Annotated in this window: 25 protein-coding genes and 1 tRNA gene; 12 read left to right on the forward strand and 14 right to left on the reverse strand. The window is 70.5% G+C overall.

Going from position 1 to position 26,953, the window contains the following annotated elements:
• Positions 1–20 precede the first annotated feature (20 nt).
• Both MFF64_RS07460 and MFF64_RS07465 read right to left on the reverse strand, forming a co-directional pair.
• The gene (locus tag MFF64_RS07460; RefSeq protein WP_238190266.1) at positions 21–2,507 is read right to left on the reverse strand and encodes a PBP1A family penicillin-binding protein; all 2,487 of its coding nucleotides are present in this window, start codon (positions 2,505–2,507) and stop codon (positions 21–23) included.
• 3 nt (positions 2,508–2,510) lie between these two features.
• A complete protein-coding gene (locus MFF64_RS07465) occupies positions 2,511–2,870 on the reverse strand; it encodes a hypothetical protein (protein ID WP_099901606.1) in 360 nt (119 codons plus the stop codon).
• A 205-nt stretch (positions 2,871–3,075) separates the two neighbouring features.
• On the opposite strand from MFF64_RS07465, the gene MFF64_RS07470 reads away from it, so the two are divergent.
• A complete protein-coding gene (locus tag MFF64_RS07470) occupies positions 3,076–3,510 on the forward strand; it encodes a hypothetical protein (protein WP_238190269.1) in 435 nt (144 codons plus the stop codon).
• Positions 3,511–3,591: 81 nt separating this feature from the next.
• Positions 3,592–3,667 (forward strand) — tRNA-Asn (locus MFF64_RS07475).
• A 68-nt stretch (positions 3,668–3,735) separates the two neighbouring features.
• Here the strand turns inward: MFF64_RS07475 and MFF64_RS07480 are convergent.
• Positions 3,736–4,641, reverse strand: a complete 906-nt coding sequence (locus tag MFF64_RS07480; RefSeq protein WP_099901428.1) for a helix-turn-helix domain-containing protein — start codon at positions 4,639–4,641, stop codon at positions 3,736–3,738.
• Positions 4,642–4,936: 295 nt separating this feature from the next.
• Between MFF64_RS07480 and MFF64_RS07485 the strand changes: the two genes are divergently transcribed.
• The 3 genes from MFF64_RS07485 (at position 4,937) to MFF64_RS07495 (ending at position 8,642) form a co-directional block, all read left to right on the forward strand.
• Positions 4,937–6,034, forward strand: a complete 1,098-nt coding sequence (locus MFF64_RS07485) for an aromatic ring-hydroxylating dioxygenase subunit alpha (RefSeq protein WP_238190271.1) — start codon at positions 4,937–4,939, stop codon at positions 6,032–6,034.
• Between the two features lie 6 nt (positions 6,035–6,040).
• Positions 6,041–7,012, forward strand: coding sequence for a PDR/VanB family oxidoreductase (locus MFF64_RS07490; RefSeq protein ID WP_099898980.1), 972 nt, complete (start codon positions 6,041–6,043; stop codon positions 7,010–7,012).
• A 262-nt stretch (positions 7,013–7,274) separates the two neighbouring features.
• A complete protein-coding gene (locus MFF64_RS07495; protein ID WP_099898978.1) occupies positions 7,275–8,642 on the forward strand; it encodes an MFS transporter in 1,368 nt (455 codons plus the stop codon).
• A 4-nt stretch (positions 8,643–8,646) separates the two neighbouring features.
• Here MFF64_RS07495 and MFF64_RS07500 read toward each other — a convergent pair whose 3' ends face one another.
• Positions 8,647–9,273, reverse strand: coding sequence for a 2-hydroxychromene-2-carboxylate isomerase (locus MFF64_RS07500; protein ID WP_099898976.1), 627 nt, complete (start codon positions 9,271–9,273; stop codon positions 8,647–8,649).
• 187 nt (positions 9,274–9,460) lie between these two features.
• On the opposite strand from MFF64_RS07500, the gene MFF64_RS07505 reads away from it, so the two are divergent.
• Positions 9,461–10,702, forward strand: coding sequence for an argininosuccinate synthase (locus MFF64_RS07505; RefSeq protein WP_099898974.1), 1,242 nt, complete (start codon positions 9,461–9,463; stop codon positions 10,700–10,702).
• A gap of 81 nt (positions 10,703–10,783) precedes the next feature.
• On the opposite strand, the gene MFF64_RS07510 is transcribed toward MFF64_RS07505, so the two are convergent.
• The 3 genes from MFF64_RS07510 to MFF64_RS07520 all read right to left on the reverse strand — a co-directional run bounded on the left by MFF64_RS07510 (position 10,784) and on the right by MFF64_RS07520 (position 13,484).
• The gene (locus tag MFF64_RS07510) at positions 10,784–11,125 is read right to left on the reverse strand and encodes a hypothetical protein (RefSeq protein WP_099898973.1); all 342 of its coding nucleotides are present in this window, start codon (positions 11,123–11,125) and stop codon (positions 10,784–10,786) included.
• Between the two features lie 155 nt (positions 11,126–11,280).
• The gene (locus MFF64_RS07515) at positions 11,281–12,279 is read right to left on the reverse strand and encodes a DUF4424 domain-containing protein (protein ID WP_238190273.1); all 999 of its coding nucleotides are present in this window, start codon (positions 12,277–12,279) and stop codon (positions 11,281–11,283) included.
• Between the two features lie 509 nt (positions 12,280–12,788).
• A complete protein-coding gene (locus MFF64_RS07520) occupies positions 12,789–13,484 on the reverse strand; it encodes a GntR family transcriptional regulator (protein ID WP_099898971.1) in 696 nt (231 codons plus the stop codon).
• 172 nt (positions 13,485–13,656) lie between these two features.
• On the opposite strand from MFF64_RS07520, the gene MFF64_RS07525 reads away from it, so the two are divergent.
• From MFF64_RS07525 to MFF64_RS07550, 6 genes are all read left to right on the forward strand, one after another.
• Positions 13,657–14,682, forward strand: a complete 1,026-nt coding sequence (locus MFF64_RS07525) for an ABC transporter substrate-binding protein (protein WP_099898969.1) — start codon at positions 13,657–13,659, stop codon at positions 14,680–14,682.
• A 30-nt stretch (positions 14,683–14,712) separates the two neighbouring features.
• Positions 14,713–15,477: an ABC transporter ATP-binding protein gene (locus MFF64_RS07530; protein ID WP_238190275.1), complete on the forward strand. Its 765-nt coding sequence runs from the start codon at positions 14,713–14,715 to the stop codon at positions 15,475–15,477.
• Positions 15,478–15,521: 44 nt separating this feature from the next.
• Positions 15,522–16,385: an ABC transporter permease gene (locus tag MFF64_RS07535; RefSeq protein WP_207767853.1), complete on the forward strand. Its 864-nt coding sequence runs from the start codon at positions 15,522–15,524 to the stop codon at positions 16,383–16,385.
• A gap of 202 nt (positions 16,386–16,587) precedes the next feature.
• Entirely contained in the window at positions 16,588–18,384 is a 1,797-nt protein-coding gene (gene araD, locus MFF64_RS07540) for an L-arabinonate dehydratase (protein ID WP_099898967.1), read from the forward strand.
• Between the two features lie 32 nt (positions 18,385–18,416).
• The gene (locus tag MFF64_RS07545) at positions 18,417–19,166 is read left to right on the forward strand and encodes an FkbM family methyltransferase (protein ID WP_099898965.1); all 750 of its coding nucleotides are present in this window, start codon (positions 18,417–18,419) and stop codon (positions 19,164–19,166) included.
• A 78-nt stretch (positions 19,167–19,244) separates the two neighbouring features.
• Positions 19,245–19,463, forward strand: a complete 219-nt coding sequence (locus MFF64_RS07550) for a hypothetical protein (RefSeq protein WP_099898963.1) — start codon at positions 19,245–19,247, stop codon at positions 19,461–19,463.
• A gap of 58 nt (positions 19,464–19,521) precedes the next feature.
• On the opposite strand, the gene MFF64_RS07555 is transcribed toward MFF64_RS07550, so the two are convergent.
• The 7 genes from MFF64_RS07555 to MFF64_RS07585 form a co-directional block, all read right to left on the reverse strand.
• Positions 19,522–19,755, reverse strand: coding sequence for a hypothetical protein (locus tag MFF64_RS07555; protein ID WP_048451744.1), 234 nt, complete (start codon positions 19,753–19,755; stop codon positions 19,522–19,524).
• Between the two features lie 267 nt (positions 19,756–20,022).
• Positions 20,023–20,256, reverse strand: coding sequence for a hypothetical protein (locus MFF64_RS07560; RefSeq protein WP_099898982.1), 234 nt, complete (start codon positions 20,254–20,256; stop codon positions 20,023–20,025).
• A gap of 533 nt (positions 20,257–20,789) precedes the next feature.
• A complete protein-coding gene (locus MFF64_RS07565) occupies positions 20,790–21,731 on the reverse strand; it encodes a 2-hydroxyacid dehydrogenase (RefSeq protein ID WP_238190277.1) in 942 nt (313 codons plus the stop codon).
• 6 nt (positions 21,732–21,737) lie between these two features.
• Positions 21,738–23,357 (reverse strand): ABC transporter ATP-binding protein, encoded by a 1,620-nt coding sequence (locus MFF64_RS07570; protein ID WP_099902483.1) that lies wholly within the window; start codon positions 23,355–23,357, stop codon positions 21,738–21,740.
• 2 nt (positions 23,358–23,359) lie between these two features.
• Positions 23,360–24,238 carry an ABC transporter permease gene (locus tag MFF64_RS07575; RefSeq protein ID WP_238190279.1) on the reverse strand — a complete coding sequence of 293 codons (879 nt, stop codon included), beginning with the start codon at positions 24,236–24,238 and terminating at the stop codon, positions 23,360–23,362.
• A complete protein-coding gene (locus MFF64_RS07580; RefSeq protein WP_099903948.1) occupies positions 24,238–25,206 on the reverse strand; it encodes an ABC transporter permease in 969 nt (322 codons plus the stop codon). The genes MFF64_RS07575 and MFF64_RS07580 overlap by 1 nt, the downstream gene beginning before the upstream one ends.
• A 54-nt stretch (positions 25,207–25,260) precedes the next feature.
• Positions 25,261–26,814: an ABC transporter substrate-binding protein gene (locus tag MFF64_RS07585; protein ID WP_099903950.1), complete on the reverse strand. Its 1,554-nt coding sequence runs from the start codon at positions 26,812–26,814 to the stop codon at positions 25,261–25,263.
• Between the last annotated feature and the right edge of the window lie 139 nt (positions 26,815–26,953).

Here is a 26,953-nt window from a genome sequence, read left to right on the forward strand (position 1 = left end):
AGTGATCGAAGGGCAAGTGATCACCGCCGCCAGATCCCGATCCGGTTCGAGCGGGCCTGCTCCTCGGCGGCGAGCAGGTCCGGCGTGGCGTCGGCGCTGGCCCGGCCGCCGCCGTTGAACAGGATCAGCTCGGACAGGTCCTGTCCGTCGAGAGAGCAGCGATAGGCGCTCCCGTCGCCGGCCGGCGCGCAGGCGACGTCGCGCCGGCGCAGGTAGCGGCCGAGCTCACGGGCGTTGCGGCCGGACAGACCGTCGACCCCGATCAGCCGCACCGTGCGCCCGTCGAAATCGAGGGTGCCGGTATCGACCACCGCCGGGCTGCCCCGCAGCACCGCGCGGCCGGCGAGATCCCGACTGGCGAGGTCCCGCGACCGCGGATCGGCCTCCGGCTCGGCGACGCTCGCCGTCTCGGGCCGCGGCCCCGGGGCCGGACGGGTCGCCTCCGGCTTGCCCGCCTTGGCGCGGGCCGCGAGGGCCTGGCTGACGAAGTCGTGCCAGATCAGGGCCGGCAGGTCGCCGCCGGTGACGCCGGCCATCGGCGAGTTGTCGTCGTTGCCGAGCCAGACCCCCACCACGAGGTCGCCGGCAAATCCGATGAACCAGGCGTCGCGGCTGTCCTGGGTGGTGCCGGTCTTGCCCCCGGCCGGCACCGAGACCCGGGCGTTCTTGCCGGACCCCTCCCGTACCACGGCGCTGAGCAGGTCGAGCATCGCGGTGCGGGCGGCCTGGTCGCGGGCGGGGGTCGGGGCGGTCTGGGGCCGTGTGTAGAGCGTCTGCTCGCGGGCGAGGATCTGGCGCACGCTGTAGGGCTCGACGCTCTCGGCGCCCGCCGCCACCGCCGCGTAGGCGCGGGTCATCTCGAGGAGGGTGGTCTCGGCCGAGCCGAGGGCGAGGCTCGGCAGGTTCGGCAGGTCCGAGGTGACGCCGAGGCCGCGCGCCGTCTCGATCACCGCCGGCATCCCCACCGCCTCGGCGAGCTGCACCGCCACGGTGTTGATCGAGTGCGCGAACGCGGTGCGCACGGTGACCGCGCCGCGGTAGCGTCCGCCATAGTTCTCCGGCTCCCACTCGCCGACCTGGGTCGGACGGTCGACGAGGGTCGAATCCGGCCGGTACCCCTCGCGGAGCGCCGTGAGATAGACGAACAGCTTGAACAGCGAGCCCGGCTGGCGCTTGGCCTGGGTGACGCGGTTGAACTGGCTGTCGGCGTAGTCGCGCCCGCCGACCATGGCGAGGATCGCCCCGTCGGGGGCCATCGCCACCAACGCCCCCTGCGAGACCTTGCGGCGCTCGCCGTCCTGGTCGAGGCGGCGGGCGATCACGCTCTCGGCGATGTTCTGGAGCGTCAGGTCGAGGGTGGTGCGCACGGTGGCGTCCGCCGGCCCGGTGCCGATCAGGGTGCGGACCGAATCCGCGACGCTGTCGACGAAGTAGTTGGTGCCGACCGGCGTCTCCGTCGGCACCCGGACGGTGGCAGGCGCGCGCTTCGCCGCGTCGGCCTCCGCCTTGGTGATCGCGCCGGTTTCCACCATCGCGTCGAGCACCTGGGCGGCGCGGCCTCTCGCGCCGTCGAGGTTGCGGTGGGGGGCGAGCTGCGAGGGCGCGCGCACCAGGCCCGCCAGCATGGCGGCCTCGCTCAGGGTCAGCTCCTTCGCCGGCTTGCCGAAATAGCGCTGCGCCGCCGCGTCGGCGCCGTAGACGCCGGCGCCGAAATAGGCGGCGTTGAGGTAGCGGGTGAGGATCTCGTCCTTCGGCAGCTGCGATTCGAGCCACAGCGCCAGCACCGCCTCCTGCACCTTCCGCTTCAGGGTGCGGTCCTGCGACAGATAGCTCATGCGGACGAGCTGCTGGGTCAGGGTCGAGCCGCCCTCGCGGGTGCCGCCGGCGGCCGCGTTGCGCAGGGCGGCGCGCAGCAGCCCACGCAGGTCGATGCCGTGATGCTCGGAGAAGCGGCGGTCCTCGATCGCCACGATCGCCTTGGCGAGGACGGGCGGCACCTCCTTCGGCGCGAGCTTCGCCCCCTTGATGACGCCGCGGGTGGCGAAGGCCTGTCCGTCCGCAGCCCGCACCACCAGGGCGGAGGCGGTGGACTCGACCGTGAGCCCGCCATTCACCGGCAGCGTCGCCAGCGCGTAGATCGTGTAGGCGAGGACCAAACCAATCACGAGGGCGGCGGTGGCCGCCGTTACGCGCAGCCAGGGCACGCGCCGGGCGACGCTCGCGACCGGCCGCCAGGCCGCCGCCGTGGCGGCAGCGGCGCGACGCGCGGCGGGATGATCGGCGAGGCGGCCGGCAGAGGCCCGCGCCCGCGAGAAACCGGCGCGAGCGGTCGGGCCGAGGCGGGCTCCGAAGCCGGCGGCGGCGCGGGAGAATTCAGCGAACCGGCCTTCCGGCGGTCCTCCCTTCGGTGTCGTCTCCTGCGGGGCAGCCGGCCGGGCCGCCCCCCCGAGATCGAGCCAGTCGCGGGGGCGCCCGTCGGGCCCGGATTCGGGAGGCCGTTCGCTCAAGGCTCAGCGTCCGGCCTGACGGGGCTCGATCCAGCGCACCGGCCGGGCGGCCGGGCGGCTGAACTGCAGCCGCCGGACGTGGTGGCGGTGGCGGCGGACATGGTGGCGCCCGTAATGGCGGCGATGGTGCCAGTGGCGCCGGTGATGCCAGTGCCGGCGATAATGGCGGCGATGGTGCCAATGGCGGCGATGCCAGTGCCGTCGGTGCCAGTGGCGGTGGCGGCGCCAGCGCACGGTCTCGACGGTGGAGGGCTGGTCGAGGGCGGTGGTGACCGCGGCGCTCGGCATCAGCGGTGAGGCGCCGGCGAGGCCGCCGAGGCCGGCAAGCAGGAAGAAGGCCAGCAGCAGGGAACGAATGCGCATCGGGGCTCCGGGCGAGGATCCAGGCAGAGATGGCGCGACCCGGCACCGGAATGCCATCGCCGCACGCGAGGTGGAACTCAACGCCAAGCTCTGCCGTTCCGTTCCCGTCCGGGACGCTCGTGCCCCCTCGAAGCCTGGCCGTTCCCCGCGGGCGCGTTAGATGTGAGTGTCACGAGGTCCTTCGCGGTGAAGAGAGGCTAAAGCCATGCGGCCGGGCGTGAAACGGCTCTACCTGTGGTCGGCGGCGGCGGCGTTGCTCGCCGGCGGCATCAGCGCGGCGGAGGCGGGATGCGTCCGGCGCGTCATCAACCGCTCGCCCTATTTCGCAGTGGCGAGCCGCAACGGCGGTCCCAGCGTCGGCATCCCACCGCATTCCTCGCGCTCGATCCGCATGCTGGCGCCGGGCCGGGTCGACATCGCGGCCCATTGCGCCGCGCGGGGGCCGCGCGGACGCCTCGTCCCGGTCGGGCCGCCGGTGGCGCAGGACAGCTACACGTTCACGGCGATCCTCGACCGCTGCTACTACGACCTCGGCCTGATGGGCTTCGGCCAGGGCGGCACCGAGCCGTTCGTGCTCAACAACCCCCGCGACGGCGACCTCGTGGTCGGCCCGTTCGGCCCGGCCTGCCCGCCGCGCTGAGACGCGACATCGGGGTTGCGCCGAACGAGTGAACTGGCTAATAAGCCCCCGTCGGCGCTCACGGAGGGCCGGCAGCGACGTTCCCCGATAGCTCAGTTGGTAGAGCAGGCGACTGTTAATCGCCTTGTCGTAGGTTCGAGTCCTACTCGGGGAGCCACTCTCCTTCCCTGACAATTCATCTGGATCCTGCGGTGGTGCGCCTGCACCCGCAATGCTGTCCGGCCGTCAGACCTCCTCGCCCCGACTCGCGCGCCGGAACGCCGCCGGGCTTGCCCCCGCGCGCGCCGCGAAGAAACGCGAGAAATATGCCGGATCGTTGAAGCCGAGATCGAAGGCGATCTTCGAGACCGGCAGCGTGGTGTAGATCAGGCTGCGCTTGGCCTCGAGCAGCAGACGGTCGTGCAGGATGCCTTGCGGCGAGCGCCGCACCGCTTCCGTGCAGGCGGCGTGCAGCCGGTCGGGGCTGACCCCCAGAACCGCGGCGAAGCGGGCGACCGGCCAGCCCTCGCGCAGATGCGCCTCGACCAGACGGCGGAAGCGGCGGTGCAGGTCGGCCCGGGCGAGCGCCGCCGGCTCGGTGATCGAGCGGGCGGCGCGGGTGCGCAGCACGCCGACGACCAGGAGCTTCACCAGGGCCGCCACCGCGCTCGTCGCCCCCGGCAGGGCGCCGGCGGCCTCCCGCCTGAGCGTTTCGACGAGGCTCGCGAGGTCGAGGTCGATCTCCTCCGGCGAGCCGGGCCGCCCGCTGAACGTCGCCTCGGCGGTCACGCGCAGCCGGGCCGCCTCTGGATCGGGATCCAGCACCGCGGCGAGGAAGTCGTCGGCGAGCGACAGCACCACCCCGTCGGTGCCGGGCCGGAACGAGAAGGCGTGCACCACCCCCGACGGCACCCAGACCAGCCAGGGCGCGGAGAACTCCTCGCGCCGGGCGTCGAGCGACAGGGCGCCGTGGCCGCGCGTGACGACGAGCCCTTGCGTCAGCGCGCCGTGGCGGTGGGGTGCGATCTCCCAATCGTGCAGGGCCGCGCTGGTGCCGATCCGCTCGGCATGGACGAAGCTCGGCACCGTGGTCTCGGCGGCCTCGCCGTAGAGGCGAAAGACCGGGATCGGCCGCTCCCGCCGCGTCTGCATCGCCGTGTCCTCCCGGTTCGAGGGTAAGGCCCGGCTCCAGATCCGTCCAAGAATTTCCGGGCAGCGTCCATGGCCCGGGCCGGCGACCGCGGCTAGCGTTGGAGCATCGAACCGGACCAGTTCCAAACTGCTGATCCGGCGGGCGAAAATCTTGTGCGGCGCAACACGCGCAGCCGGCCGGCGGCCTTCGGCGAAGAACGGAGCCGGCGACCGGCTGAGGCCAAGTTTTGGCGCTGCACCGACGGACCTCCGCGAGGCGTAAGACCCGCGAGGCCACCCCACGAGGGAGGAAACGATGAGCGATGCGAAGGCCTTCCCGCTGAACGCCTGGTACGCCGCGGCGTGGGACCACGAGATCGGCCGGGCGCTGACGCCGCGGCGGATCTGCGACAAGGACGTGGTGCTCTACCGCCGCACCGACGGCGCCGTGGCCGCGCTCGAGGATGCCTGCTGGCACCGGCTGCTGCCGCTCTCGCTGGGCCACCTCAAGGGCGACCAGGTGATGTGCGGCTATCACGGCCTCGTCTTCGACGCCGCCGGTCGATGCACCTTCATGCCGGCGCAGGAGACCATCAACCCCTCGGCCTGCGTGCGCGCCTTCCCGGCGGTGGAGCGCCACCGCCTGATCTGGCTCTGGATGGGCGACCCGGCGCTCGCCGACCCCGACCTCGTGCCGGACTTCCACTGGAACAGCGACGCGCCGTGGGTCGGCGAGGGCGGCACCTTCTACAGCCTGAAATGCGATTACCGGCTGGTCATCGACAACCTGATGGACCTGACCCACGAGACCTACGTGCACGCCGGCAGCATCGGCGACGACGCCATCACCCGCAGCCCGTTCGAGGTGACCCACACCGACCGGTGCGTGACGGTGGAGCGCTGGATGGAGAACATCGAGCCGCCGCCGTTCTGGGCCCGGAACCTCGGCAAGCCCGGCCACCACGTCGACCGCTGGCAGATCATCCGGTTCGAGGCGCCGACGGTGGTGGCAGGCGATGTCGGGGTGGCGGTCGCCGGCACCGGGGCGCGCCAGGGCGACCGCTCCCAGGGCGTCAACGGCTTCTTCCTCGCGGCGATCACGCCGGAGACCGCCACGAGCTGCCACTACTTCTGGAACTTCGTGCGCAACTTCCGCACCGACGACGCGGAGCTGACCAAGTCCCTCAACCGCGCCCACGTCAATGACGGCAAGGGCGTCTACGACCAGGACCACGACGTGCTCGAAGCCCAGCAGCGGGCGATCGACCGCCAGCCGCGCCAGCCGTTCTACAACCTCAACATCGATGCCGGGGCGCTCTGGGCGCGGCGCCTGATCGACGGGATGCTCGCCAAAGAAACCCCAGGCGAGACCAAGCCCGCCGAGACCAAGCCCGTCGGCCTGGCGGCCGAGTAGCGCGCCATGACCCCGACCGACTGGCTCCCCGCGCGGCTTCGCGCCATCCGGGCGCTGACGCCCGACATCCGCCTCCTGGAGATCGCGCCTTCGGCTCCCGGCACGCCGGCCCCGCCCGGCAGCCATCTCGGGGTGGCGGTGATGATCGGCGAGCGGCCGGATACCCGCTCCTACTCGCTCCTCGATTCCGGGGCGGACGGGCTCTACCGCATCGCCGTGAAGCGCCTCCCCGACAGCCGCGGCGGTTCGGCCTACATGCACGGGCTCGAGCCCGGCGCCCGCCTCAGCATCTCCGGACCGCGCAACCATTTCGGCCTCACCCTCGGCCGGCCCGGCTACCTGCTCGTCGCCGGCGGCATCGGCATCACCCCGCTCCACGCCATGGCGCTCGCTTTGCACCAGGCCGGCGCCCCGTTCCGCCTCCTCTACGCTGCCCGAACCCGGCAGGATCTGGCGCTGGCGGATGATCTGCGGGCGCGGATCGGCGACCGGCTCGAGACCTTCCTCGACGAGGATCACCGGCGGATCGACCTGCACGCGGCGATCGCCGCCCTCGCCCCTGGCGGCGAGGCTTATGTCTGCGGGCCGTTCGGGATGATGGAGGCGGCCCGCCGCGCCTGGGCGGAGGCCGGTCGGCCGGCGCAAGGCCTGCGCTTCGAGACCTTCGGCACCGGCGGCCGTCACGCCACCGAGCCGTTCACCGTCCGCATCCCGCGCCTCTCCAAGGAGATCGTCGTGTCCCGCAACCAGACCATGCTGGAGGCGCTGGAGGCGGCGGGCGTCGGCATGATCCACGATTGCCGGCGCGGCGAGTGCGGCCTGTGCACGGTGAAGATCTTAGAGGCGGAGGGCACGGTCGATCACCGCGACGTGTTCTTCAGCGAGGCGCAGAAGGCGACCAACGCCCAGCTCTGCACCTGCGTCTCCCGCGTCGTCGGGGGCGGAATCACGATCGATACGGCGGATCGGGCTGTGTGAGGCCTGATTGCTTTAGGTGTAAGTATAGCTGCCGACGTTTTTCACCAACTTCCATCGTCATCCCGGGCCTCGCCAAAGGCGAGAGCTTGGAATCCAGAGCCGCCGATGCCTAAGGAAAAGGCGATCAGCGGTCCTTTATATTATTTACCACCTGATTTTCTGGATTTCGGGCTTCGCTGTGCGGCTCCGGAATGACGAGCAGGGTGTCACGACCCTCTGATGAACAAGAAACTGCAATCACGCCTACCGGGAGGACGAAATCATGTCCAACGCTCACGAATCCTCCGACCCTCGCGCCGCGATCCGCCAGGGCGCCATGACCCCGTTCCAGGTCGCCGCCGTCGCGGTCTGCGTGCTGATCTGCGCGCTCGACGGGTTCGACGTGCTGGTGGTCGCCTTCACGGCGGCCTCGATCGCCAAGGACTTCGCCCTGAAGCCCACCGATCTCGGCCTCTTGTTCAGCGCCGGCCTCGCCGGGATGGGGCTCGGCGCGCTGCTGATCGCCCCCATGAGCGACAGGCTCGGCCGGCGCACCACGGTGCTCGTCTGCCTCGCCATCCTGTGCCTGGGCATGCTGGCGGCGGCCGCGACCCGCACGCTCACGGAACTCGCCCTGGTGCGGCTGTTCACCGGGCTCGGCATCGGCGGGGGGCTCGCCACCGTCAACATCGTGGTGGCCGAATACGCCACCGACCGCTGGCGCAACCTGTCGATCTCGCTGATGTCGCTCGGCTATCCGATCGGCGCGACTTTGGGCGGGGCGTTCTCGGTCTACCTGATCGGGGCCTTCGGCTGGCGCTCGGTCTACGTCTTCGGCGGCCTCGTGGCCCTGGCGCTGGTGCCGGCCGTGCTCGCCTTCCTGCCCGAATCCCTCGATTACCTCATCGCCCGCCGCCCGGCCGGAGCGCTGCCCAAGGTCAACCGGGTGCTCGCCCGCATGAACCGGCCGGCGCTGGCCGCCCTGCCGGCCCCCCTGCGCGCCGAGGCCGAGACCGGCGCCAGCCTCGCGGCCATTGCCCGCCCGCCCTATCGCACCCGGACGCTCGCGGCCTGCGCGGCGTATTTCTGCGTGATGACGACCTGCTACTTCTTCCTGAGCTGGACCCCGAAGGTGCTGACCGAGCTGGGCCTCAGCGTCACGGGCGGCATCTCGGGGGCGATGCTGATGAATCTCGGCGGCGCCGTCGGCTGCCTGCTGTTCGGGTTCCTCGCCCGCCGCGCCGGAACGCGTCGGCTCGCCGCCGCCTTCATGGCTGGGCTGTTCCTCGCCGCCACCGCCTTCGGGCACGTGCCGGCGACGCCAGCGGCGCTCTTGGCCGCCACCCTCGCCATCGGCTTCTGCCTCTACGGCTCGATCAACGCGATGTACGCGGTCGTCCCGCCGATCTTCCCGGCCCCGGTGCGCACCACCGGCACCGGGCTGGCCATGAGCGTCGGCCGCCTCGGGGCCGTCACCGGCCCGGCGCTCGCCGGCATGCTGATGGCGGCGGGCTGGGAGCGGCCGGATTACTGCGCGGCTCTGGCCCTGCCGATGCTCGTCGCGGCGCTCTGCCTGCGCTGGGTCGCGGCGGAGGAGCCGGCGGAAACGGCAGGGCTGGTGCCGGGTGGTGTGCCGGCCGTCCGGGGCTGACGGCCTACCGCAACCCTGCCGGCCGCTCCCCCACCGCCCAGGCGAGCGCCTGCTCCAGCCGGTCGTTGCCCCAGAACAACTCGCCGTCCTCGGTGAGGAAGCTCGGGGCGCCGAACAGGCCGCGGGACTTCGCCTCCTCGCCGATCGAGCGCAGGCGGCTCTTCACCGGCTCCTGGGTGGAGGCGCGGATGAGCGCCGGTCCGTCGAGGTCGAGGCCGTTGAGGATGCTCGAGACCGCGGCAGGCTCGGCGATCGACTGGCCTTGCGCGAATTCCGCTGCGTAGACCGCCCGGACATAGGCGCCGATCCACGGCTCCTCGGCGCCGTGGACCGCGACCCGCGTCGCCGCCAGGCTGTTCTGCGGGAAGCTCTCGGGACGCACCACCGGCGGCAGGCCGAGGCGGGCGGCCTCGCGGGCCAGATCCCGCCACATGTGGCGGCCCTTGGCCGGGTAGAGGTTGAAGGGCGAGGAGGTCCACCCCTGCGCGGCGAAGACCGGCCCGAGCAGGAACGGGCGCCAGCGCACGGCGACGCCGGCCGCCTCGGCCAGCGTCTCGATTCGCATCGCGGCGAGGTACGAATAGGTGGATGCGAACTCGAACCAGAATTCGAGCGTGGGCCGGCGCGGCATCGCACCCCTCTTCCGTTGGCTGGTCCGGCACCTTCGCGTCCGCGGGCCCCGCTCACAAGCACCGCCCCGGGCGTCGCATCGCCACGGGCGGACGATGGAACTTTGGCAGCGCGGTTGCACGGGGCCGGGCCGGGCTGTTAAGCCCCCGCGCATCCGTCAGCTCCCTTTCGCTCGAGGCCCGCTCCGCATGTCCGACCAGCCCCAGAAGCGTGTGAAGAAGGTCGTGCTCGCCTACTCGGGCGGCCTCGACACCTCGATCATCCTCAAGTGGCTCCAGACCACCTACGGCTGCGAGGTGGTGACGTTCACTGCCGATCTCGGCCAGGGCGAGGAGCTGGAGCCGGCCCGCCGCAAGGCGGAGCTGCTCGGCATCAAGCCGGAGAACATCTTCATCGAGGACCTGCGCGAGGAATTCGTCCGGGACTACGTCTTCCCGATGTTCCGGGCCAACGCCCAGTACGAGGGCGTCTATCTCCTCGGCACCTCGATCGCGCGGCCCTTGATCGCCAAGAAGCAGATCGAGATCGCCGAGAGGGTCGGGGCCGACGCGGTGTCCCACGGCGCCACCGGCAAGGGCAACGACCAGGTCCGGTTCGAGCTCGGGTACTACGCGCTGAAGCCCGACGTGACGGTGATCGCTCCCTGGCGCGAGTGGGATTTCCGCTCCCGCGAGTCGCTGCTCGCCTTCGCTGAAGCCCACCAGATCCCGATCGCCAAGGACAAGCGCGGCGACGCGCCGTTCTCGGTCGACGCCAACCTCCTCCACGCCTCCTCCGAGGGCAAGGTGCTGGAGGATCCGGCAGAGGTGGTGCCGGATTACGTCTACTCGCGCACCCTCTCCCCCGAGGAGGCGCCCGACACGCCGACCCTGATCACCATCGGCTTCGAGCGCGGCGACGCGGTCTCGATCGATGGCGAGCGGCTGTCGCCGGCGACCCTGCTCGCCAAGCTCAACGAGCTGGGACGGGCCAACGGCATCGGCCGCCTGGACCTCGTCGAGAACCGCTTCGTCGGCATGAAGAGCCGCGGCATGTACGAGACCCCCGGCGGCACCATCCTGCTGCCGGCTCACCGGGCGATCGAGTCGATCACCCTCGACCGCGGCGCGGCCCATCTCAAGGACGAGCTGATGCCGCGCTACGCCGAGCTGATCTACAACGGCTTCTGGTTCAGCCCTGAGCGCGAGATGCTCCAGGCCCTGATCGACAAGAGCCAGGAGATGGTCACCGGCACCGTGCGGCTGAAGCTCTACAAGGGCGGCGTCCACGTCATCGGCCGCGAGAGCCCGAACTCCCTCTACGACCAGGACCTCGTCACCTTCGAGGAGGGCGCCGTGGCCTACGACCATCGCGACGCGGCGGGCTTCATCAAGCTCAATGCGCTGCGCCTGCGCACCCTGGGGCAGCGCAAGCGCAAGCTCGGCGCCTGAAAGCAGAAGGCCCGCTCCGGCGCCGGAGCGGGCCTCGCGAACAGGTCGCGGCCGGCCTTCGCCGGCCGCGCGAGGCGTCTGCTACTCCTCGTCCTCGTCGTCGATGTCGACCAGGAACAGGATGTCGACATCGTCCTCCTCGTCCTCGTCGTCGGTCTCGCCCCGGCTGTCATTGGCGGCCTGGGGCTCGTCCTCGTCCTCGAAATCCTCCTCGTCCATCGAGTCCTCGAAGGTCTCGACCTCGTCCTCGGTGGCGGGGCGCAGCTTCAGCGATTCGGCCTTGCCCGACCACAGCGGGCGGCCGTCGCTCTTCATGGTGCGCAGGTCGTCCTGAAAGCCCTCGACCTCGAGAAGCTCCCGGGCCCGTTCCTCGTTCGACCGGATGATGGCGACGGGCGTGCCGTCGATCTCGAGAGTGAACATCGTGCTTCCCTTGTAAGGGCCGCGCCGCAAAGGGCGGGCGGGGCCGGTGTTACGGGGGGAAAGGCCGCCGCGCCAGCCCCGTTCCGAGCGGCCTCGAGGGAAAGTCGCGCGGGCCCGCGATGGTTCGCCGGCTCCAGGGGCTTCCCGAGCCTGCGCTACCGGATCCCGAGGAGCGCGGCGTCGTTCGACACGATCAGGATGCGCAGGTCGGCGTCGGGCACGTAGTCCTTCGCCTCCCACACGAAGGTGGTCGGCCCGGTCTTGCGCACGCCCTTGCGGCAGAAGCTCACGAGCGCGGTCGGGCTGCCCTTGTCCACCGTCAGGGTGAAGCGGCCGATGCGCCCGGCCCAGTTGCGCGCGGTCGTCACGATGTAGGGCACCTCGGCCGCCCGGGTCGTGTCCTGCTCCTTCTCCGGCGAGGCGGCGATCAGGCGCCGGATCCCGGCGAGACCGGCATCGTCGAGGCAGTAGCGAGCCCGATAGGCGGGCGTCGCCGCCTCCTGGCCCGAGAGGATGTGGTTGCCCTTCACGGGGGCGTAGGTGTGGGAGACGCGAAGCTCGCGGCCTGCCGGAAACGTCTGCTCCCAGTGAAACTTGGCTTCGCTGCGCCACAGGTACTCGGTACTCGCCGAAGGTTCGGACAGGAGACCGGCCTTTTCCAGCTCCTGCAAAGTCGCCGGCTTGAGGCGCTTCAATGCCGCCTCCAGGTCGCCGCGCCGCAGTGGATTGAGCGGCAGGCCGTGGCGGGTGAGCAGGCCGGTCACTTCGCGGGTGCCGAGATAGGCCCGCTCCTCCAGTTGCGGCGTCACCGGCGCTCCATCCACCGTCACCGTGAAGCCGACGAAGTTCGCCCGGTCCTCATAGGGCAGGCTGAGCGCGCTCGTCGACAGGTGCGCCCCGTCGATCGCCGGCAGCGGGAAGGCGATCCGCAGGGTCTTGGGCGCCGCCGCAGTGTTGCGGAACACGTAATCGACCGCGATGCGGTCGAGGCCGATGCGCAGGTCCTCGCTGGCAAGCGCGATGTCCGGATCGCGCACCAGCACCAGGCCGCCGGCATCGAGGGAGGCGGCGCTGTCGTTGGCCCGGGCCGGAGCCGAAACGGACGCCGCCACGATGCAGGCCGCCAGACATGACCGAACTCTGCCGCCCATCATCGCCGTCTCCCGTCCATCGCGCGGCCCCGCTTACGGGCATCGGGGCCATGTCCGCAATCGGCGTTCCCGAAATACCTGCGGGTCTTGCCTCGTCGCCGCGAAGTCGCGGGATCCGCTTTCCCTTAGGGGAGAGGGTGTGGGGGATCGAAGATCCCGCCTGTGGGTGACACGCTTCGGTGTGAATCACACACCATCGTGCCGGGAGCGGCATGGTTCAGGCATGCTGTGGAGTCGTCGCACCCTCACCCTCACCCTCGGCCCCCACAGGCGTTAAGATCGAGGCTGCATGGGGTCGGTGATGCCGGGTCTTCGTCGTAGAACCCCCTCTCCCGAATGACCGAAGCGCCAGCGGAAGGAGATCCGGGATCCGCACTTGAATGTCGCGAAGGGTCCGTCTGTCTGCAAAGGTGCAGAAGCGGAGCCGCTTCGCGGCACGTCTCCCCCGGGATCCCGGATCCCCTTCCACTGACGCTTCAATGGTCCGGAACAGGGTGGGGAGATCGAGAAGTTCACGCGAAATACGCCGGCCAGCGCGCCCGGATCTCGTCGCCGAGCGCGATCGATTTCGAGAGGTGATCGCGCAGGGCCTCCTGCGCCGCCGCCTGTTCGCCATCCGCCAGGGCCGCGACGATGCGGCGGTGATCGGCCACGATCTGCCGCGCCTTGCCCTCCACCGGCAGGTGCAGGCGGCGCAGGCGATCGATATGACCGCTGCGGCGGCGGATCAGGTCCCAGAGGTCGGGCACGTCCGCCGCCTCGCACAGGGCGCGGTGGAAGGCCTCGTCGCTGGCCGACAGGCGCGCGAAGTCGCCCTGCTCGGCGAAGATGCCCTGCTCGGCCACGAAGGCCTGGAGCCGCGCGATCAGGGCCCGGTCGGGCGAGAGCGCCAGGGTGCGCACCACCTCCTGCTCGACGGCGCGGCGCAGGAACTGCGCCTGGCGGGCGGCCGCCAGGTCGATGCGGCTCACCACGGTGGCCGATTGCGGGAAGATGTCGACCAGACCCTCCTCTTGGAGGCGCAGCAGCGCGTCGCGAATCGGGGTGGCGCTGAGGCCGAAGCTCGCCTGCAGTTCGGGGCGCGACAGCACGGTGCCGGGCGCGAGATCGAGCGAGACGATCTTTTCCCGGATCAGGTCGAAGACCTGCGGAGCGGCGTGGCGCGAGCGGTCGCGCAGACGCTGCGCACCGGCGAAGACGGCGTTCATGGTGCGAACTCGTGAAGACGACGCGGTGCCGCCGGAGCGGCGCCGCGGGCAGCCTAGCACGGCCCGGTGCGGGTTGACATACTAATGCATTACCATTTTAGTGAGGACACCAGACCGGCACCCGACAACGAGCCGGCATGCACCGCCCCCAGGCGGCCCCGGGAGAACGCTCATGATCCACTCGCCCGCGCGCCGCGCCTTCGCGGCGGGCCTTCTCACTGCCAGCACGCTCCTGGCCGGCCTCGGCCCGGTCTTCGCGCAGCAGAAGAGCGAGATCGCGATCACGCGCCAGCCCGGCATCATCTACCTGCCGACCCACATCATCGAGAAGCAGGGGCTGATCGAGAAGCACGCCGAGCGCCTCGGGGTGCCTGGCGTGAAGACGAAGTGGATCACCTTCTCGGGCGGCGGCAGCCAGACCGACGCGCTGCTCGCCGGCGGGGTCGACATCGTCAATACCGGCACCGGCAACCTGCTGCTGCTCTGGGACCGCACGCGGGGCGGCGTGAAGGGCATCGTGGCGACCTCGGCGCTGCCGCTGCTGCTGGTCAGCCGCGACCCGAAGATCCAGACGATCAAGGATATCGCCCCCGGCGACAAGGTCGCGGTGCCGACCGTGAAGGTCTCGACGCAGGCGATCCTGCTGCAGATGGCGGCGGGCGAGCTGTGGGGCGCCGACCAGTCCGGCCGGCTCGACGCCAACACGGTGCAGCTCGGCCATCCCGACGCGGCGATCGCGCTGGCCAATTCCACCCACGAGATCAAGACCCACTTCGCGGCGCCGCCGTTCCAGTACGTCGAGCTGCGCAACGTGCCCGGCGCCCACATCGTCGCCCGCTCGCCCGACATCATCGGCGGGCCGCTGACGCAGGGCCAGTTCTTCACCACCACCAAGTTCGCCGACGCCAACCCGAAGATCGTCCAGGCCGTGCGCGCCGCGTCGGAGGAGGCGCAGGATTTCATCCGCCAGGATACCCGCAAGGCAGTCGAGATCTACCGCGAGGTGACCGGCGACAAGACCAGCGTCGAGGATCTCCTCAGCTACCTGCGTGAGCCCGGCATGATGGAGTTCAACCTCCAGCCGCAAGGCACGATGCGCTTCGCCGAGCATCTCGGCCGGATCGGCACCCTGCGAACCAAGCCGAAGGCCTGGACCGACTACTACCTGCCGGTCGCCCACGACCTGAGCGGCAGCTGACGCGATCTCGCCGAGAAGGGACACGCCATCATGACCGCTCTCCTCGACGTCCGCGGCGTCACCTTGCGCTACAAGACGCCCAACGTGCTCGTCACCGCGACCGAGCGCGTCAGCTTCAAGGTCGACACCTCCGACCGCTTCGTGCTGCTCGGGCCGTCCGGCTGCGGCAAGTCCACCCTGCTCAAGGCGGTGGGCGGCTACATGCATCCGAGCGAGGGCGAGATCCGCATCAAGGACCGGGTGGTCAAGGAGCCCGGCGCCGACCGGATGATGGTGTTCCAGGAATTCGACCAGCTCCTGCCCTGGAAGACGGTGCTGGAGAACGTGATGTTCCCGCTCCTCAACGCCCGCAAGATGCCCCGCCGCGAGGCGGAGGAGCGGGCGAAGGCCTATATCGAGAAGGTCAGCCTGACGCGGGCGATCGACAGCTACCCCCACACCCTCTCGGGCGGCATGAAGCAGCGCGTGGCGATCGCCCGCGGCATGGCGATGGAGCCCGACATCCTCTTGATGGACGAGCCCTTCGCGGCCCTCGACGCGCTCACCCGGCGCACCTGCCAGGACGAGCTCCTGCAGCTCTGGGAGGAGACGAAGTTCACGGTCCTGTTCGTCACCCACTCGATCGCCGAGGCGATCAAGATCGGCAACCGCATCCTGCTGCTCTCGCCCCATCCGGGCCGGGTCAAGGCCGAGGTGCGCGACGTCGACAAGGTCTCGTCCCAGGACGGCAGCGCCGGGCAGCTCGAGCAGCAGATCCACGACCTGCTCTTCGCCGACGAGCCAAGCCACTCCTGAAACCTTGCCACCACTGATCGATCGTCGCGTTTGAGAGGCAAGCCATGAGCACGACCATGCCGGCCCGCATCATCATGAACGACGCGGCGCCCGCCGCCGACGGCGCCGTCGAGCGCCAGCTCGGCACCGCCGAGATCCTGTGGAACAGCGGCTTCGTCCGCAAGACCGCGATCATCATCGTGCTGGCGCTGATCTGGGAGATCTATGCCCGGATCCTCGACAACCCGCTCCTGTTCCCGACCTTCTCCGACACCGTCACGACGCTCTATCAGCAGACCCTCGACGGCACGATCCCGAGCCGGGCGTACTCGTCGATCAAGGTGCTGCTGATGGGCTACGTCGCCGGCATCCTGCTCGCCGCGACCCTGACCATGCTGGCGATCTCGACCCGCATCGGCACCGACTTCCTCGAGACGATGACGGCGATGTTCAACCCGCTGCCGGCCATCGCGCTGCTGCCGCTGGCGCTGATCTGGTTCGGCCTCGGCAACGGCAGCCTTGTCTTCGTGCTGGTCCACTCGGTGCTGTGGGCGGTGGCGCTCAACACCCATTCGGGCTTCCGCGGCGTCTCGAACACGCTCCGCATGGTCGGGCGCAACTACGGTCTCAGGGGCCTGCCCTACGTCACCAAGATCCTGATCCCGGCCGCGTTCCCGAGCATCCTCACCGGCCTCAAGATCGGCTGGGCCTTCGCCTGGCGCACGCTCATCGCGGCGGAGCTGGTCTTCGGCGTGTCGTCAGGGGCGGGCGGGCTCGGCTGGTTCATCTTCGAAAACCGCAATCTCCTCGACATCCCGGCGGTGTTCGCCGGCCTGCTCACCGTCATCATCATCGGCCTCGTGGTCGAGAACCTGATCTTCCGCACGGTGGAGCGCCGCACGGTGCAGAAGTGGGGCTTGCAGCACTGACTCCCGGCCCTCCCCTCTCCGCGGGGGAGGGGAACGCGACGCTGATCCAAGTGGCGCCCCTCACATCGGTCCAGCCTTTTTCCGGAAGCGTGGTCCCCCTCTCCCGGCCCGCTTCGCGGGCCGCCCTCCCCCGCAGAGGGGGGAGGGGTCGGGCGCCGCGGAGCTGATATCCAACAGCACAACACCAACAGGAGCCCGAACCATGGCCCGCGACCCGCTCCCCCCGCCCGAACTCGAGCCCGGCACCATTCCGGACGGCCCGCAGGTCGTGCGCCGCGACCCGGCCTCGTTGCGCTCGGCGCGCTGGTTCGGCCCGGCGGACCTGCGCTCCTTCGGGCACCGCTCGCGGGCGATGCAGATGGGCTACGCCCCCGAGGAGTGGACCGGCAAGCCAGTCATCGCGATCCTCAACACCTGGTCCGACCTCCAGCCCTGCCACGCCCATTTCAAGCACCGCGTCGACGACGTGAAGCGCGGGATCCTGATGGCGGGGGGCTTCCCGGTCGAATTGCCGGCGATCTCGGTCTCCGAGAGCTTCGTCAAGCCGACCACCATGCTCTACCGCAACATGCTGGCGATGGAGACCGAGGAGCTGTTGCGCTCCCACCCGGTCGACGGCGCGGTGCTGATGGGCGGCTGCGACAAGTCCACGCCGGGCCTGCTGCTCGGCGCCACCAGCATGAACCTGCCGGCGATCTACATCCCGGCCGGTCCCATGCTGCGCGGCAACTGGCAGGGCAAGGTGCTGGGGTCCGGCTCCGACAGCTGGAAGTACTGGGACGAGTTGCGCGCCGGCAAGATCACCGACCAGGACTGGCTCGGGATCGAGGGCGGCATCGCCCGCTCCTACGGCACCTGCATGACCATGGGCACCGCCTCGACCATGACGGCGATCGCCGAAGCCGTCGGCATGGTGCTGCCCGGCGGCTCGTCGATCCCGGCGGCCGATGCCGGCCATATCCGCCTGTGCTCGGAATCCGGCCGGCGCATCGTCGACATGGTGTGGGAGGACCTGACCCCGCGGCGGATCCAGACCCGCGAGGCCTACGAGAACGCGATCGCGGTGGCGATGGCGATGGGCTGCTCGACCAACGCGATCATCCACCTCATCGCCATGGCGCGCCGCGCCGGCCACGAAATCGGCCTCGACGATTTCGAGCGCTACAGCCGCATCGTGCCGGTGATCGGCAACGTCCGGCCCAGCGGCAATGCCTACCTGATGGAGGATTTCTTCTACGCCGGCGGCATCCGGGCGCTGATGAACGAGATCCGCGAGCACCTGCATCTCGACTGCCTGACGGTGAGCGGCCAGACGCTCGGCGAGGCGATCGACGGAGCGAAGGTCTACAATACCGACGTGATCCGGCCGCTCTCGAACCCGGTCTACGGCCAGGGCTCGCTCGCGGTGCTGAAAGGAAACCTCGCGCCGAGCGGTTGCGTCATCAAGCCGGCGGCGATGGACCAGCGCTTCCTCAAGCATTCCGGCCCGGCCCTCGTCTTCGACGATTACCCGTCGCTCAAAGAGGCGATCGATGACGAGAATCTCGACGTCACCGCCGACCACGTGCTGGTTTTGCGCAATGCCGGGCCGCAGGGCGGGCCTGGCATGCCCGAATGGGGCATGCTGCCGATGCCGAAGAAGCTCCTGAAAGAGGGTCACCGCGACATGCTGCGCCTGTCGGATGCGCGGATGAGCGGAACCAGCTACGGCGCCTGCGTGCTCCACGTCGCGCCGGAATCCTTCATCGGCGGGCCGCTGGCGCTGCTGCGCACCGGCGACATCGTCAGCATCGACGTCGAGGCGCGCTCGATCCGCATGGAGGTCTCGGACGAGGAGCTGGAGCGGCGCCGCGCCGCCTGGGCACCGCCGGCCCCGCGCTACGAGCGCGGCTACGGCGTGATGTTCTCGCGCCACATCCAGCAGGCGGACGAGGGCTGCGACTTCGACTTCCTGCGTACCGAGTACGGCGCCCCGGTGCCCGAGCCGGCGATCTACTGATAGGTCTCCGGACCAGTGTCCGGAGCACCCCGATGACCCGCCTGAGAGGAACCGCCGCCGCGATCGGCCGCTCGCTGCGGATCTATCGCGGCGCGGACGCTCCCAAAGCCGCCATGGACGCGCTCTACCGCCGCTTCGTGCGGCCGGGCGACCTGGTGTTCGATGTCGGCGCCCATGTCGGCGACCGGGTGGCGGCCTTCCGCCGCCTCGGCGCCCGGGTCGTGGCGCTGGAGCCGCAGCCCGGGCCGGCCCGGGCCCTGCGCCTGCTCCACGGCCGCGATCCCGGCGTGACCCTGGTCGCGGCGGCTTTGAGCGACGCGCCCGGCGAGGTCGTGCTTCATCTCAACTCGGCCAATCCCACCGTGTCCTCGGCCTCCGCCGACTTCGTCGCGGGGGCGGCGAGCGCACCGGGCTGGGAGGGGCAGGTCTGGGACCGGCGGATCACCGTCCCCGCTACCACTCTCGACCGGCTGGTGGCGGAGCACGGGCGCCCGGCCTTCGTGAAGATCGACGTCGAGGGGTTCGAGGATCGGGTGCTGGCGGGCCTCTCGGTTCCGCTCCCCGCCCTGTCCTTCGAGTTCACCACCATCGCGCGGGACGTCGCCCTGCGCTGCCTCGACCGGCTGGCGGAGCTGGGGCCTTACGGGTTCGACGTCGCGCTCGGCGAGAGCCAGGCCTTGAGCCTCGGGCACCTCGTTGGCCGCGACGAGATGGCGGCGCATCTCGTGGCGCTGCCGCAGGCAGCCAATTCCGGGGATGTCTACGCGGTGCTCCAGGCCTGAGCCGCCGCGGCGCCCTGGCCGTCGGGCAAGCCTTTACGCCCTCGCGCGACGCTGGGAGAGCGGTGCAGGGAGGAGGGCATGAGCGGGCGGACCGGGATCTATCCGGCGGCGATGCTGGGCACGCTGTGTCTCGGCGGCGTGGCCTCGGCCGGTTCGCCCGGTCCTCGGGACCGGACGCAGCAGGATCTGGATGCGATGACGCGGCACGACCTGTGCGCACGGGACGATGCGGGCCTGAAGCGGCTCAACCGCGATCTGTCGAAACCGTCCGCCGCGGGGGTGAGCGCGAAACGATAGGAGGCCGATGCGGATGCCGGCCCCTCGGCCGGCATCGATCTCGTAGGCTTGAAGCCGCTCAGTCGGCCGAGCGCACGATCTTGGTGATGGCGAGCGGCGGCCGGCCGGACTTCTCCGCGATGTCGCGGTCCTGCTCCTCGATCACCTGGCGGACGGCGGTGTCGACGTCGTGCTCGAGCGTGGCGGTGCGGGGCACCCGGCGGTTGGAGCGGCGCGAGCCGTCCTCGTAGTAGACGTCGAACAGGACGAAGCCCGTATCCTGCACCTTCGGCTTCTGCTTCGAACGCAGCATGGTCGTTGACTCTTCTTGGCGGCGGAGCACACGGCATGACAGCGCGGCCGGGAGAGCCACGCTGCGTGCGGCCCGCGCCGCGAGGGGGAGGATCGATCAGACGATGGCGGTCCTTCGGGCGCCTGGTCGGGGGCCTGCCTCGGAGGGGCGGGCGCGCGACGCGAGCGAGGATATGGGGCCGAAAGCCGCCGAACGCCAGCGCGAAGCGCCAGCGTCGATGCCGCAGTGCAGGAAGGGCGTGCCGGACGGTGTGGAGCGGTCCGGCGATCAGCCGGTATACATCACCGCCGCCACCGGGGCGGCCTTGGTCCGGCCCGTATGGGTCACGGCCCAGATCGACCAGGCGGCGAGCGCCGAGCAGGAGAGCAGCACCAGCCCGCGGACATAGCGCCCGCGGTGGAGATCACGCACGGCATAGACCGGCATCAGCGCCGCCTTGGCGATGTTGCGCAGGGCCAGAACCATCAGGATTGCCAGGAAGGCCGTCACTGTTCCGAGCATGTCCATCCCCCTCTAGGCTGATGCGCCATGGTTAAGCTTATCCCCGCAACACGGCGAAACGAAGTCGCCTGCCCGAAATATCGCTGCGGCGTGTCAACCCAGCCCCCGCGACTCTGCGCGCCGAATGGTTAACGATGGGTAGCGTGACCGTGGGGGGCCCGTCGCCGCTCACCGCATCCGCGCGAAATGCGGCCTTGCACAGGCGCGGCCCACGCTCCCGCCCCGGTCCGCGATCGCGACGGTCAGCGCTCGGCGCCCGGTTCGCGCATGGCAATGATCGAATGCCCCCTGAGGGATGTGGAGGCCGGGCCGCCGAAGCGACCTGAGGACGAACCTCAACGGTCGGACACGCCGCGCCGCGTCAGAACGCCGATCCGCCGCGCTCGCGGGGATCCTCGCGCTCGTTGCCCCGTCAGAGGACGGGGCGGGCATGGATGGATTCCATGGCTCGCCCTCCTGCCGGGTCCGGTCCCGGTCCATGGTGCGAGACTGCCGCGGCGGAAGGGGCGCGGCAATCCGCTGGATGTACGTCGTCAGTAGCCCCGCGCCGCATCCACCGTGTCCGGCGGCACTCGTCCCTCGCGCACGGCCTCCGCGGCGGCGAGCAGGGTGCGGGCGACGGCCTGCGGGCTCGCCTCGCAGGCCTCGTGCGGGGTGATCCGGATCGCCGGGCGGTCCCAGAACGGGTGCGAGGGTGGCAGCGGCTCGGTGGCGAACACGTCGAGGGCAGCGCCGGCGAGGTGGCCCGATTCGAGGCAGGCGAGGAGGTCGGCCTCGACCAGGTGCTCGCCGCGGCCGACCTGGATCAGGTATCCGCCCGGGCGCAGGCGGGAGAGAAGGCGGGCGTCGAGAATGCCGCGCGTCTCCGGCGTCAGCGGCAGCAGGTTCACCAGAACCTCGCTCTCGCCGAGCATCGCCGCGAGCCCGTCCGGGCCGTGATGGTGGGTGACGCCGGGATCCGGGTTTTGCGCCGTGCGGCTCCACGCCCTGACCGGGAAGCCGAGGGCAGCGAGGTCGGCCGCGACCCGCCGGCCGATCTTCCCGTAGCCGAGGAGACCGACCGGCACCGCGCTCGCGTCCCGCGGGTAGAGGCGGCGCCAGACCCGGTCGCGCTGGTTCTCCGCGTAAGCCTGGAAGCGCCGCTGGTGGCCGATGACGTGCCAGAGCACGAAACCCGACATCGCCCGCGCCTGGTCGGGATCGACCACCCGCACCACCGGCAGGTCGGGCGGGCGGCCGGGGCAGGCCAGCAGGTTGTCGACGCCCGCCGCGATCGAGCAGAGGGCCGCGAGGTTGGGGTAGCGCTGCAGCGCGTCGGCGGGCGGGCGCCAGCCGAGGGCGAGGCGCACTCGCTCCGGATCCTCGGCCGGATGGTCGAGGATCTCGACCCGGTCGGCGATCGCGGCCAGAGCCGCGCCGAACAGCCCGCGCAGGTCGGTGGTGGTGCTGAGCAGCACGCAGGGCAGACGATCCATGGAGCGTCAGGCCGCCTGCCGCACCCGGCCCGGCACCGCGTCGAGGAGCGCGCGGGTATAGGGATGCTCGGGGTTGGCAAAGAGCGCGCTCGCGGTCTTGAGCTCGACGATCTCGCCCTGGCGCATCACCGCGATCCGGTCGCAGATCTGGGCCGCCACCCGCAGGTCGTGGGTGATGAACAGCATCGAGAGGCCGAGCCGCGCCTTCAGGTCTTCGAGCAGGGCCAGCACCTGGGCCTGGACCGAGACGTCGAGGGCCGAGACCGCCTCGTCGGCGACCAGCACCTCGGGTTCGAGCGCCAACGCCCGGGCGATGCCGATGCGCTGGCGCTGGCCGCCGGAGAATTCGTGCGGGAAGCGCTCCAGCGCCTTCTCGTCGAGGCCGACGAGGCCGAGGAGGCGGCGCGCCCGCTCCATCGCCTCGGAGAGCGGCACCCCATGCGCCACCGGCCCGTCGGCGATGATGCGCCCGACGCTGCGGCGTGGGTTGAGCGAGGCGAAGGGGTCCTGGAACACCATCTGGATCCGGCTTCGGGCTTGGCGCAGGGCCTCGCCCTTGAGCCCCGTCAGGTCGGTGTCGCCGAGGCGCACGCGGCCGGAATCGGGCTCGATCAGCCGCATGACGAGGCGCGCGACCGAGGATTTCCCCGAGCCCGATTCGCCGACGAGGCCGAGCGTCTCGCCGCGATGGAGCGCGAAGGCCACGTCCCGCGCCGCCGCGGTGCGGCGCTTGGCCCGCCACAGCCCGCCGCCGGTGACGTAGGTCTTCTGCAAGCCCACCACCTCGACCGCCTTCGGGCCCGACAGGGGAGGGCGGGTCGGCGGGTCCATGGTCGGCACGGCGGAGAGCAGCGTGCGGGTATAGGGCGCCTGCGGCCGGCCGAGCACGGCGCTCGCCGGTCCTTCCTCCACCACCTTTCCGTGGCGGAGCACCAGCACCCGGTCGGCGATCTCCGCGACCACCCCGAAATCGTGGGTGATGAACAGCACCGCCATGTTGCGGCGGCGCTGGAGGTCGCGGATCAGCTTGAGGATCTGCGCCTGCGTCGTGACGTCGAGCGCCGTCGTCGGCTCGTCGGCCACCAGCACCGCGGGCTCCAGCGCCAGCGCCATCGCGATCATCGCCCGCTGGCGCTGCCCGCCGGAGAGCTGGTGCGGGTAGGAGCGGACGATCTGCTCCGGGTTCGGCAGCCCGACCTCGCCGGCGAGCGCCACCGCGCGGGCACGGCGCTCCTTCGGGGTCAGCTGGCCGTGCGCCTCGAACACCTCGGCCATCTGGTCGCCGATCCGCATCAGCGGGTTGAGCGCCGTCATCGGCTCCTGGAAGACCATCGCGATCCGCCGGCCGCGGGTGTCGCGCCAGGCCGCGTCGTCCTGCGCGAGCAGGTCGGTCTCGCCGAGGCGGATTGTGCCCGAGACCGGGCGCACCGCCTTCGGCAGCAGGCCCATCAGCGCGTGGGCGCACATCGACTTGCCGGAGCCCGATTCGCCGACGAGGCACAGGATCTCGCCCGCCACGAGATCGAAGGACACGCCGTCGACGGCGTTCGCCCGGTCGCCGCCCTCCGGGAGGGCGAGGCTCAAGTTCCGGACCGCGACGGCGACCCGCTGGGTGTCGGCATCCATCGTCAGCGCTCCCGGGACAGGCGCGGGTTGAGGGCGTCGTTCAGCCCCTCGCCGATCAGGTTGAGGGCGAGCACGGTGAGCAGGATCACGAGCCCCGGGAAGGCGGTGATCCACCAGGCCTGCCGGATCACCGTGCGGCCGGCCCCGACCATGAAGCCCCAGGACATCCGGTTGGGGTCGCCGAGACCGAGGAACGAGAGCGAGGATTCGAGCAGGATCGCAGTCGCCACCATCAGCGAGGCCAGGACCACGATCGGCGACAGGGTGTTGGGCAGAACCTCCCGGCGCAGGATGGTGAAGGTGGTCTGCCCGGTCACGATCGCCGCCTGGACGTATTCGCGCGAGCGCAGGGACAGCACCTCGCCCCGCACCAGCCGGGTCACCGGCGGCCAGCTCACCAGCGCGATGGCGAGGATCATCGAGGAGAGCGAGGGCTGGAGGATCGCCACCAGCACGATGGCGAGCGCGAAGCTCGGCACGGTCTGAAAAAGCTCGGTGAAGCGCATCAGGGCGTCGTCGACCCGGCCGCCGAGATAGCCGGCGAGCGCGCCGAGCGGCACGCCGATCAGGAGGGCGGCGAGGGTCGAGACGAGGCCGACGATCAGCGAGACCCCGGCCCCGTGCATCAGCCCGGCGGCGATGTCGCGCCCGAGGGCGTCGGTGCCGAGCGGCACCCGCTCCAGGGTGAAGGGCGGCACGAAGGGCCGCTGCACCATGCGCCAGGGCGAGGTCGGGTAGAGGACCGGCGCGAGGAGCGCCGCGGCGACGACCAGAGCCAGGATCACGAGCCCGATCACCGCGCCCGGATGGCGCAGGAAGGCGGCGAGCGGGCCGCGGCGGCGCGGGCGGGCCGGGGCGGCCAGGGGGAGGGCGTTGCTCATCACGCCACCTCGATGCGGGGATCGACCGCGCGGTAGACCACGTCGGTGACGAGGTTGAACACCAGCACCATCGCGGAGGAGACCACGAAGACGCCGAGCAGGAGGTTGTAGTCGCGCTGGAGCAGCGCCTCGTACATGAGGCGCCCGATCCCCGGCCAGGCGAAGACCGTCTCGGTGAGCACCGCGCCCCCGACGAGGGTGCCGGCCTGGAGGCCCGCCAGCGTCACCACCGGCAGCAGCGCGTTGCGCAGGATGTGCCGGCGCTGGATCACCCCCTCGGTCAGGCCCTTGGCCCGGGCGGTCTTGACGAAGTCGAGGCGCGAGACCTCGAGCATCGACGAGCGGGTCATCCGCACGTAGACCGCCATGAAGAACAGCCCGAGGGTGAGGGCCGGCAGCACGAGGTGATGGGCGATGTCGAGGGCGCGGGCGAGGCCGGTATAGCCGGCGCCCACGGTCTCGAAGCCGAAGCTCGGCAGCCATTCGAGCCTGACCGAGAACAGGATGATCGCCATCAGCGACACCCAGAACAGCGGCGTGGCGTAGAACAGCAGGGCGAGCCCGGTGATCGTGGTATCGGCGAGCGTCCCGGCCCGCCGCGCGGCGAGCGACCCGAGCAGCACGCCGAGCGAGAGCGAGACGACGAAGGCGCTGCCGGTGAGGAGCAGGGTCGCCGGCAGCCGCTCGCCGATCAGCGTCGCCACCGGCATCTGCTGGCGCACCGAGTAGCCGAGATCGAGCCCGGCGATGCTGCGCAAGTACGCGCCGAGCTGGCTCGGCAGCGGCTGGTCGAGGGCGAACTTCTCCCGCAGCTGCGCGATGAAGGCCTCGTCGCCGGCCCCCGCCTCGCCGGCCATCACCAGGGCCGGGTCGCCGGGAGCGAGGCGGATCAGGAAGAAGTTCAGGACCACGATGGCGAGGAGCACCACGATGCCCTTCGCGATCCGCCGCGCGACGAAGCCCAGCATGCTTTATCCCTCAGCGCTCGAACCAAGAGCCTTCAGCGATCAATCCAAGAGCCTTCAGCGGTCGATCCAAGCATCGCGGAAGCCGTCATTGACCCCGATGCCGGTGGTGACGAGGTCGTGGACCTTGCAGCGGGTGATGGTCGGGAATTGCAATTCCAGGAGCCAGGCCACCGGCGCGTCCTCGACCAGGGTCTTCTGCACCGCCTCGTAGATCGGCCGGCGCTTGTCGTCGCCGACCGCGACCGCGCCTGCCGCGAAGGCCTCGTCGACGCTCGGGTTGGAATAGCCCTCGACGTTGTTGAACGGCGAGCCCTTGGCGATCTGCGACGAGACGTAGTTGCGCCCGACCCCCAGCGCCGGATCGCCGTACTGGTAGAGATACGTGAAGGCGATGTCGTAGTCCCACTCGGAGGTCTTCTGGTTCCAGCCGGCGACGTCGGTGGCGACCAGCTCGACCTTGATGCCGGCATCCTCGAGGTTCTGCTTCACGGCCTCGGCCCAGCGCTGCCAGGTCTCGCCGTAGGGCAGCGGCAGCAGGCGCACGGTCTCGCCCTTGTAGCCGGCCTCCTTCAGCAGGGCCTTGGCCTTGGCGGTATCGAAGGAGTACTTCGCGGCTTTCGGGTCGTAGTAGCGCACGGTGGAGGAGAAGGCGCCGGTCGCCGGTTTGCCCAGCCCGTTCCACACCACGTCGCGGGCGAAATCCCGGTCGAGGGCGTAGGACACCGCCTGACGGAACGCCTTGTTGGCGGTCGGGCCCTTGCGGTTGTTGAGCCAGAGCCAGGAATGCGGGCTGAAGAACTCCCACCCATTGGTCGTCGAGCAGGCGCCCTTGATCTTCGACAGGCGCGGCACGTCGAAGTTCTCGACCGAGCCGCCGGGCAGGATGTCGACCTTGCCGGTCTCGAACGCCACCGCCCGGGCCGCGGCGTCGGGGATCACGTGCCAGTAGATCTCGTCGAGATAGGGCTTGCCGGCGACGTGATAGTTCGGGTTCTTCACCAGCCGGATGTAGGAGCCCTTCTTCCACTCCTTGAACATGTAGGGGCCGGTGCCGATCGGCGTGTTGTTGGCCGGGTTGGTCTTGTAGTCGGTGCCGGCATAGATGTGCTTCGGCACCATCGGCAGCGAGCCGACCTCGAAGATGCCGAGGAACGGCCCGAACGGTTCGGAGAGTGTGAACACCACCGTGTACGGATCGGGCGCGGTCACGCTCGCCACCCGGGCGAGGTTGCCGCGGGCCCGGGCATGGGTCTGGCGCAGGAGTTCGACCGAGAAGATCACGTCGTCGGCGGTGAACGGCTTGCCGTCGTGCCAGGTGGCGTTCTTGACCAGCTTGAAGGTGTAGGTCTTGCCGTCGTCGCCCATGCTCCAGCTCTCGGCGAGGCCGGGCAGGGGCTTGAGGGCTAAGTCGTAGCGCAGCAGGCCCTCGTAGATGTTGCCGGCCACCATCTGGGTCGGGCCGTTCTGCACCATCGCCAGCATCAGGCCGGGCGGCTCGGGCTGGATCACCGCGTTGGCGGTGCCGCCGGGCTTCGGCGTGCCCTGCGCGAGGGCCGTGCCGGCGAGCGCCAGGGAGAGCACGGTGCCGGCCATGAGCGTCTTGAGCATTGGTCGAGTTCCCCTCATATCCCTGTCGCGGCGTCGCAAATACAAGCACCATCCCCTCTTCCGTGTGGGAGAGAGGTTAGGGGTGAGGGTGCCGCGGTTCTGAGCCTGGTGCGAACCGTTCCGATATCAGCACGACGCC

Origin of the sequence: Methylobacterium frigidaeris, assembly GCF_022179185.1 — a bacterium.
GTDB lineage: Bacteria > Pseudomonadota > Alphaproteobacteria > Rhizobiales > Beijerinckiaceae > Methylobacterium > Methylobacterium frigidaeris.

Excerpts from the sequence above, each read along its gene's own strand:
- MFF64_RS07575 (WP_238190279.1), bottom strand. The coding sequence starts at position 24,238 with ATGAGCAACGCCCTCCCCCTGGCCGCCCCGGCCCGCCCGCGCCGCCGC.
- MFF64_RS07530 (WP_238190275.1), top strand. The coding sequence starts at position 14,713 with ATGACCGCTCTCCTCGACGTCCGCGGCGTCACCTTGCGCTACAAGACG.
- MFF64_RS07585 (WP_099903950.1), bottom strand. The coding sequence starts at position 26,814 with ATGCTCAAGACGCTCATGGCCGGCACCGTGCTCTCCCTGGCGCTCGCC.
- MFF64_RS07535 (WP_207767853.1), top strand. The coding sequence starts at position 15,522 with ATGAGCACGACCATGCCGGCCCGCATCATCATGAACGACGCGGCGCCC.
- MFF64_RS07520 (WP_099898971.1), bottom strand. The coding sequence starts at position 13,484 with ATGAACGCCGTCTTCGCCGGTGCGCAGCGTCTGCGCGACCGCTCGCGC.
- MFF64_RS07565 (WP_238190277.1), bottom strand. The coding sequence starts at position 21,731 with ATGGATCGTCTGCCCTGCGTGCTGCTCAGCACCACCACCGACCTGCGC.
- MFF64_RS07580 (WP_099903948.1), bottom strand. The coding sequence starts at position 25,206 with ATGCTGGGCTTCGTCGCGCGGCGGATCGCGAAGGGCATCGTGGTGCTC.
- MFF64_RS07500 (WP_099898976.1), bottom strand. The coding sequence starts at position 9,273 with ATGCCGCGCCGGCCCACGCTCGAATTCTGGTTCGAGTTCGCATCCACC.
- MFF64_RS07550 (WP_099898963.1), top strand. The coding sequence starts at position 19,245 with ATGAGCGGGCGGACCGGGATCTATCCGGCGGCGATGCTGGGCACGCTG.
- MFF64_RS07470 (WP_238190269.1), top strand. The coding sequence starts at position 3,076 with ATGCGGCCGGGCGTGAAACGGCTCTACCTGTGGTCGGCGGCGGCGGCG.
- MFF64_RS07465 (WP_099901606.1), bottom strand. The coding sequence starts at position 2,870 with ATGCGCATTCGTTCCCTGCTGCTGGCCTTCTTCCTGCTTGCCGGCCTC.
- MFF64_RS07485 (WP_238190271.1), top strand. The coding sequence starts at position 4,937 with ATGAGCGATGCGAAGGCCTTCCCGCTGAACGCCTGGTACGCCGCGGCG.
- MFF64_RS07510 (WP_099898973.1), bottom strand. The coding sequence starts at position 11,125 with ATGTTCACTCTCGAGATCGACGGCACGCCCGTCGCCATCATCCGGTCG.
- MFF64_RS07490 (WP_099898980.1), top strand. The coding sequence starts at position 6,041 with ATGACCCCGACCGACTGGCTCCCCGCGCGGCTTCGCGCCATCCGGGCG.
- MFF64_RS07495 (WP_099898978.1), top strand. The coding sequence starts at position 7,275 with ATGTCCAACGCTCACGAATCCTCCGACCCTCGCGCCGCGATCCGCCAG.
- MFF64_RS07570 (WP_099902483.1), bottom strand. The coding sequence starts at position 23,357 with ATGGATGCCGACACCCAGCGGGTCGCCGTCGCGGTCCGGAACTTGAGC.
- araD (WP_099898967.1), top strand. The coding sequence starts at position 16,588 with ATGGCCCGCGACCCGCTCCCCCCGCCCGAACTCGAGCCCGGCACCATT.
- MFF64_RS07515 (WP_238190273.1), bottom strand. The coding sequence starts at position 12,279 with ATGATGGGCGGCAGAGTTCGGTCATGTCTGGCGGCCTGCATCGTGGCG.
- MFF64_RS07560 (WP_099898982.1), bottom strand. The coding sequence starts at position 20,256 with ATGCTCGGAACAGTGACGGCCTTCCTGGCAATCCTGATGGTTCTGGCC.
- MFF64_RS07555 (WP_048451744.1), bottom strand. The coding sequence starts at position 19,755 with ATGCTGCGTTCGAAGCAGAAGCCGAAGGTGCAGGATACGGGCTTCGTC.
- MFF64_RS07505 (WP_099898974.1), top strand. The coding sequence starts at position 9,461 with ATGTCCGACCAGCCCCAGAAGCGTGTGAAGAAGGTCGTGCTCGCCTAC.
- MFF64_RS07545 (WP_099898965.1), top strand. The coding sequence starts at position 18,417 with ATGACCCGCCTGAGAGGAACCGCCGCCGCGATCGGCCGCTCGCTGCGG.
- MFF64_RS07480 (WP_099901428.1), bottom strand. The coding sequence starts at position 4,641 with ATGCAGACGCGGCGGGAGCGGCCGATCCCGGTCTTTCGCCTCTACGGC.
- MFF64_RS07525 (WP_099898969.1), top strand. The coding sequence starts at position 13,657 with ATGATCCACTCGCCCGCGCGCCGCGCCTTCGCGGCGGGCCTTCTCACT.